The following is a 6,671-nucleotide window of genomic DNA, read 5'->3' as shown; positions in this document are numbered from 1 at the left end:
CATCGTAGCGCCATATAGCTAACGCAAAGTTAACCTTTTGAACGGGACGACTCGCGCGGGTCTTTTTGAGATCGGGTTATCTCTACTATGTCCCCGACCTTGGCTGCATCGAACAATTGTTCGGCAAATGCGACGGGAAGACCAATGCATCCATGCGACGCACGCCGGCTTGACATCTCACTGCCATGCAACGCCACTCCATCATTGGTGATGAACAAGGATGCGGGCATAGGCGCGTCATAGGTGCGTGAGTGATAATGCCGCTGCTTGTTGAGAATAGGGAAGCGGCCTTCCGGCGAGCTTCGGTCTTCTGCGCCATATATGATGACAGCGGTACCAATCTCATGGCCGTTTCGAAATGCCGAAATCATCTGGCGGCGCAGATCGACCCAAATATAAACATGGCCCTTGGCGATTCCTTGCTCATTCCAAACAAAATCACCATGCCTCATGACCGCAGGGACCTTCAACAGGCTCTTGGTTGTGGATGGGGCAAGTTTGCGTTCAGCTAGCAACTTGGCATCACTTACTGAAATGAAGTCGCGATGCGGGTTGAGCGGCGCGTTCACACGTTCTGGCTGCGGGGATGAAGTTGCGGAAGTTGCTTTTGACACGGCAAAAAAACTCTTTCCGAACACTGCAACACCCAATGCTATAGATAAAACCAGCAGACCGGCAATTAAGCTGTTACGCAATTTCCAGCTCGATCAGGGCCGGACAATTTGCCCGCCTTTTTTGAACGCCGGATGGACGCCCCAACGGCAGCAAAGCCGATTAACAATAAAGTCCAGGTCGAAGGCTCTGGAACAGCCGCAACAGGAGGGAGTGCAGGCGGAGGAGGCACGATTCCGTCGCCACCACCACCACCGCCGCCAGATCCGCCGCCAACGCCACCGCCGATCGATCCGCCGCCCACAGGGGTGAAACCGCCAGATCCGCCTGGAACAGTCAAGGCCAGGGCGGGAATCGATGCTGCAGCAGGCGCGGCGTCAACAGGAAGAAATTCAACACCAGGGGCCGAGGTCAGCGGTCCAGCTAAGCTCAAAAGCGGATCGTCAAATGTCTTGCCAAGTGCACGTTGAGTAGGCTTCGGCTTGCCTATCGGTGCATCATCTTTCGCAAGAGCGCGCTTAGCTTTGCCCTTTATAATATCAGCTGCGCCGCGTTCACCCGGCGACCTACCTAAAAACGCCTGCACAGCATTGCTACCGTTCTCGACGAGACGTTCAGCAGCTTCGGTCGTTTTAGCGAACGAATCGCCAATGCCAATCTGTGCGATAAGTTTATGACCGGCTGTTGTAGTTCCAGTGCCAAGCAGAGCAACGAGGCTAAGTCCTCCAAGAAGGAATATTTTGGCGCGACCGCGATTTGGAAAGCTGGACCTTTTCATTTCAAACAACGCTTTCGCATTTTCTGGGCTGTTTGTGAAGCGCGTTAACTACAATCATTACGGATGATGGATATACGGTGGAAGTTATTTGCAAAGATGAAAGACTGCTCATCAAAATTCCCCGCGTTACGAACCAAAAGAAAACGACCTCATGTTACAATTGTTCCAAAACATGGCAATTTCAGGACGAAGGATGTGCGTAGGCCTTGGCCGCTTAAAAAATCCGCAAGGTCCAAAGCCTTGCGGCAGTCTTTGACAGAGTTAACCGCTCGATACGATTGATATTGAACATTTGCTCGGGTTAGAAGTTTATTCCCTCATAAACCCGACAAAAACAATCGTTGCTGACGGTCACGACTGATAGAACTAGGTCATGGACGAGGCTGTTAGGACAGCCACCGAAAAGTCGACGAAGATACTGATCAAGGGAGCGGATAATGAGTGATATCGTGTTCCGGGCTTTCCAACTGGCAAGGGAGGGATGCTGTCGCAACATCAGGCATCTCGAAATTGCACTTGGTAAAGAAGGCTATGATCAGGCCCAATTGCATCTGAGTGGCTCTCTGATCCGAAAGCAACTTTACGCAATCATAAAGAATAAAAGGTAAGAAATTTCGCTTGGGTTGCGAACTGGGACGGGTAGCTATTCTATGGCAGGCGCATCGCGCCAGAGATGGTCAACGTTGACGTCCCAAAATGTGTCTACTAGACGCGATAAAATTAAATGATAGGCCGAGTTCTGAGCAAAGTTCCCTAGCGCAGTTAATACGCATTTTTATGCACCACGACACGCAAAGTTTTCAGTAAAATCATCAGATCAAGCCCGATGGACCAGTTCGTCAAGTATTCCAAATCGCAGCGGACGCGTTGTTCAAGGTCGTCTACTTTCTGCGTTGCACCACGGAAACCCCGGATTTGAGCCAAACCGGTGATGCCTGGCTTGAGAGCGTGCCTAAGCCAATATTGCTTGGACGCTTGCCAGAACAGATCATTTCCAGCCAATGACCCCAATGCATGGGGTCGCGGACCAACTAGGCTCATGTCCCCACGCAAAACATTCAGCAATTGCGGTAGCTCATCGATACTGGTTTTGCGAATAAACCGGCCGACGCGGGTAATTCTGTCGTCGTCACGTGATGCCGACCTATCGCCACGCATATCTCCGCTGTCGGCACACATCGAACGAAATTTATAGATGCTAAATTGGCGGTTGCCTTGCCCAACGCGGATTTGGCGGAACATGATCGGCCCTGGACTGTCAAATTTTATCGCAAGAGCCACGACCATTAGCAAAGGCGCTAGAAACAAAACCACAATCGATGCCACAAAAAGGTCCAACACACGCTTCTGCAATCGATGGACAAGATTTAAGGGTCCACGCGAAATAACGATTGTATCCTGGTTACAATATTGTCCGATCGCGACAGCACCATGAAGCAGATCTCGGTCAAGCAGGATTTCTCCCCCCACATCGTGGCCTTTCAGGAATGTCGCCCACGCCGATCGATGGTCAAACCTGCAAGCGATCACAACCCGGTCATAAGGAGAGATAATACGCGACAGGCTGTCAATCATTTCTGGGCGGTCAAGATCCGGCCATAAGCCTGCCTGACCGACATTCAGAACGTCCACCCCCTGCTCACCAGCGGCTGGCAGGCCATCAAGCAACAGGATTGTTGTTGTCGCCGAACCGTTCAAAATCTTTTTGAAAAGCCAGTCCACAATGAATTTGGATATGATGATGGAAAACGCTGCTCCGCCGAAAGTGACGAGGAAGCCAAGCCGTGAAAGATCTTCTGACCCAATTAGAAATGTCAATCCAATCACAACCAGCGCTGTAGCCAATAACGCCCCAACCGAACGCTGAATGGCAAGCAGCCTGTTATTAAGCGATTCCTCCGACTGGGCTTCGCGGGCAATTTCGAACATTATAAACAAGGGAATCGCCAAGATTATTAATGCGTAGCCGCCCGACTCCAGCCACTGGGGTTCGCGCACAAACAGCGCAAAACCGTATCCACCGAACATTGAGGCAACATCTAAAACAAACGACAACCCATATAATAAAGTGCGCTTATCGCGTGATGGGTACTTCGAAAATTGATGATCAAATAATTCGGCTTTAGGCGGAGATGGATAAGACTTATCGATGATCTTAACTCGCATGGTACTTGGTCAATGGCCGCTATTTGGGACAAACGGATAAAATATACAATCCGCTTAACCGTTCCTAAATAAAACAATAAAGATAAAAAATTATACCTTGAAAATTATCCATCATTCCATCGGTGTTGTAACGGTTAAATGAGATTGCCTATATTTTGGAAATTACGGGAATGTGCTTACCCGTAATCCTCGTCCAATCTTTTATCGTTTAATCATAATATTTTGCATAAGCCGACGAACCGTAGCCATAACCATAATTGTCAGCAAAACCGCCATTGTAACGATTAAGGACTGTGCCGATGCACGGTACCGGATGCAGCATTCCTAACACTTCCTGCACCTGCTTGGCGTTGGTTTTGCCGCTGTCGATGATCATCACATAGGCATCGAGTTGGGAAAGAATGAGCATGGCATCATCATTTGCAAATGCTGGCGGCAGATCAAATAATATTACCGAGTCGCCAGTATCCTGCCTCAGATCAGATATGAATTTTTCGAAATTTGGCCCCGTCAGGAGCTCGGCTGTATTTTGTGCGACCTGTTTTGTAGGAAAGAGCACCAGCTGCGTATCTTGCACGCGGGATCCGATTAAGGCCAAGTCGGACAATTCACCGCCAAGAAAGTCACTAACTCCTCTCTTCACTTGCATCCCGACCCCATCCGCTATGGAAGCCCGGCGCAAATCGAGGTCGACCAAGATCACGTCTTCTTCAGAAACCCTTGAAAGTGATGCCGCTAGGTTGAGTGAAAGAAACGATTTACCGGCTGCAGGCGTCGCTGATGTAATGCCGACCAGGCGGTGTCCATTTTCCTTCATACGCTTTGCCAAGGTTGTACGCAGCAGATTAAACGCGCGAGACCGGCTGTCGCGGCTGTCCAGCCCAACAATCAGTTGATCACTCAAAACCTCGGCATCGGGCGTAAAGATCGGCAAGCTGCCGAGCTTCATTGGTAGTTGACCTGTAATGCTTGGCACAACAGCAGTCGACATAAATAACCCCTAATTTGACTTTGTTGCGCGCGAAAATGGCAAACCAAACCATTTGCGCTTTTTGGTGGCCTTTGCTGTCACGACCGGAATTACGCCCAACGGCGCTGCCCCCATGATGTTTTGAAGCGCTGCCGGACCTCTTATAGGTTTAAGGAACAGTTCAATGGCAAAAGCCAAAAATATTCCTAACGCTAATCCTCCACCAATACCGCCAAGCGCCAATTTCAGTCGATCGGGCTTGCTAGGGCTGTCCGGAATGACGGGCGGTTCTACAACCGAAAGGCGCTCAGACATCTGCTCGTCCTCTGCACGCACGCCAGCCCTCGCAGCCAACAACCGGGTCTGAACCTGTTTATATTGCTCGTTTACAGCAATCAAACTCTGCTGCAGGTCGGCGATTTGCTGCTGGACCAATGGCGCGCGTGCTTGCGCAGAAAGTTGCGAACTGACTTGCGCCTGTTCCCCAGCTTTTGCAGCACGCAAAGCCGCGATCTGCGAGTTATTAAATGCAATTTGCTGATCAATTACATCAACCGGAATTTTGCGCGTATTGCTCTTTGCAAGTTCTTTAGCCTGCTCCAGATTCTGTTTGGCGACCACAACATCAGGATGGGTCTCAGAATATACCGCGCGGGCGGCCGCAAGTCTTTGCTCTGCTGCGGAGACAATTGGATCGCGGACATCGCTGGTTTGGGCAACATTGCGCTGCTGGACAAGCGACTGATTATCACGCTGCAGTGAAGCAATCTGCACATCGTAACTTCCAGACGCGCCGGCGACGATCATATTCCCTCCGGCCAACACGCCGCCGTTGCGCGCATTTATGGCTGAAATTTTTCCTTGAAGGTCTGCAATTTGGGCTTCGAGGCCTTTTGACTGGTCAGTCAAAAACTGGACTGTGTTTGTTGCCTGTTCGACATTGCCGCTGGCATCTAGTTGCAAAATGCGGTTCATCAGATCTTGGACAACCGCTTGTGTAGCTATTGGTTCACGGTAATCAAATGCCAGTTCGAACGCGATGGTCTTTTGAGCTGAGCTGCTGTCAGGTCCACTCGATTGCGTAGGAGTAAGCGTAATGGCATCGCGCATATCCTTGATGACTTCGGATAAAGGATCGGATTTTCGTTCGGAATCGTAAAGGCCATGACGGTCGATCAGTGCGATCAATTCAGGGCGCGCGGTAACTTGTTCGCGAATGCGGGCAATACGGCGATCAACTACATCAAGCTCATCCGTACCAATAACTTCAGTCGGCAATTGCGGTGACTGGACCAGCATGACTGCATTTGCCCGATAGACAGGTTTAATCAGGAAGATTGCAGCAATCGCAGCCACAACTCCTATCAGCGCCGGAACGATGACCCACCATCTGCGTTGCCACAGTATAACTGGTAACAACGGAATGAAATTGCTACCCGAACCCTCTTCTGTGTCGGCGCCGTCAGATCCATAATTATCCATTAACGCAACTTTCCAAGTCGTAGTCTAACGCCGACCGTGACAGCGTAATTGCTCTCGTTGCGAAATCGTCTTTCGACCTCTTTGGTAAAGCTGGGCGTGATGACAAAAGCCAGCCGTTCGCTAATGTCCTTTGAATATGTCCCCGATGCGCCATAGATTTGAATATTTCGGGCTCCAGCTATTGGCGTCGGAGCAAAGCTCTGGCTTGTCTGGCCATAGCGCGCCGACAGAACAAGGCGTTCACTTTTGCTCAATGTTTTGTCGTAAACAGCTGCCAAGTTGGTTACCGCTCGGACGCCCCCGAGCGCAGTTGGTTCTGCACTTCGGGAAAAGGATCCGCATAACGCAGATTTAACACCCTTGTCACAGATGGAAAACGAGCCAGTCAGATAGGTATCGGTCTGCGATTTTCCAAATGCGTCATCCACTGATGCCACAGACACCCCGATATTTGCCGTCAAGCTTACGCGTTCGTTTATTTTATTGTCAATTCCGATCTTCAGACCGAGGATCCGCGCATCCCCATTTTTGGTACCAATATAATCAGCCAGCGTGCCCGTCAGGCCAGCGTTAATTGTGGTACGCTCAGACAAGCGGCGCCCGTATCCAGCGCCGATGCTTGCAGTTCGGTAGTCGGGTTGATTTGTATCACTCAGGCGGGAA

6 protein-coding genes are annotated in these 6,671 nt (G+C 50.4%); all 6 read right to left on the bottom strand.

Annotated features, from left to right (window positions below; translation table 11 throughout):
- Positions 1–29 precede the first annotated feature (29 nt).
- Complete coding sequence (locus ACLL9E_RS07955; protein WP_411291204.1) at positions 30–614, bottom strand: L,D-transpeptidase; 585 nt, start codon at positions 612–614, stop codon at positions 30–32.
- A gap of 65 nt (positions 615–679) precedes the next feature.
- Positions 680–1,390: a PEPxxWA-CTERM sorting domain-containing protein gene (locus ACLL9E_RS07950; protein WP_411291203.1), complete on the bottom strand. Its 711-nt coding sequence runs from the start codon at positions 1,388–1,390 to the stop codon at positions 680–682.
- 762 nt (positions 1,391–2,152) lie between these two features.
- Entirely contained in the window at positions 2,153–3,418 is a 1,266-nt protein-coding gene (locus ACLL9E_RS07945) for an exopolysaccharide biosynthesis polyprenyl glycosylphosphotransferase (protein WP_411291202.1), read from the bottom strand.
- Positions 3,419–3,764: 346 nt separating this feature from the next.
- Positions 3,765–4,547, bottom strand: coding sequence for a CpsD/CapB family tyrosine-protein kinase (locus ACLL9E_RS07940; RefSeq protein ID WP_411291201.1), 783 nt, complete (start codon positions 4,545–4,547; stop codon positions 3,765–3,767).
- A 9-nt stretch (positions 4,548–4,556) separates the two neighbouring features.
- A complete protein-coding gene (locus ACLL9E_RS07935; protein WP_411291200.1) occupies positions 4,557–6,008 on the bottom strand; it encodes a GumC family protein in 1,452 nt (483 codons plus the stop codon).
- The coding region (locus tag ACLL9E_RS07930) for a hypothetical protein (protein WP_411291199.1) at positions 6,008–6,671 on the bottom strand (664 nt) is incomplete at its 5' end. The genes ACLL9E_RS07935 and ACLL9E_RS07930, both read right to left, overlap by 1 nt.

Origin of the sequence: Sphingorhabdus sp. (assembly GCF_046596595.1) — a bacterium.
Lineage (GTDB): Bacteria > Pseudomonadota > Alphaproteobacteria > Sphingomonadales > Sphingomonadaceae > Sphingorhabdus_B.
This window is presented reverse-complemented; position numbering and strand designations above follow the sequence as displayed.

Bases quoted from the DNA above. Each gene is read 5' to 3' on its own strand.
- ACLL9E_RS07950 (WP_411291203.1), bottom strand. From the start codon at position 1,390: ATGAAAAGGTCCAGCTTTCCAAATCGCGGTCGCGCCAAAATATTCCTT.
- ACLL9E_RS07945 (WP_411291202.1), bottom strand. From the start codon at position 3,418: ATGTTCGGTGGATACGGTTTTGCGCTGTTTGTGCGCGAACCCCAGTGG.
- ACLL9E_RS07940 (WP_411291201.1), bottom strand. From the start codon at position 4,547: ATGTCGACTGCTGTTGTGCCAAGCATTACAGGTCAACTACCAATGAAG.
- ACLL9E_RS07935 (WP_411291200.1), bottom strand. From the start codon at position 6,008: ATGGATAATTATGGATCTGACGGCGCCGACACAGAAGAGGGTTCGGGT.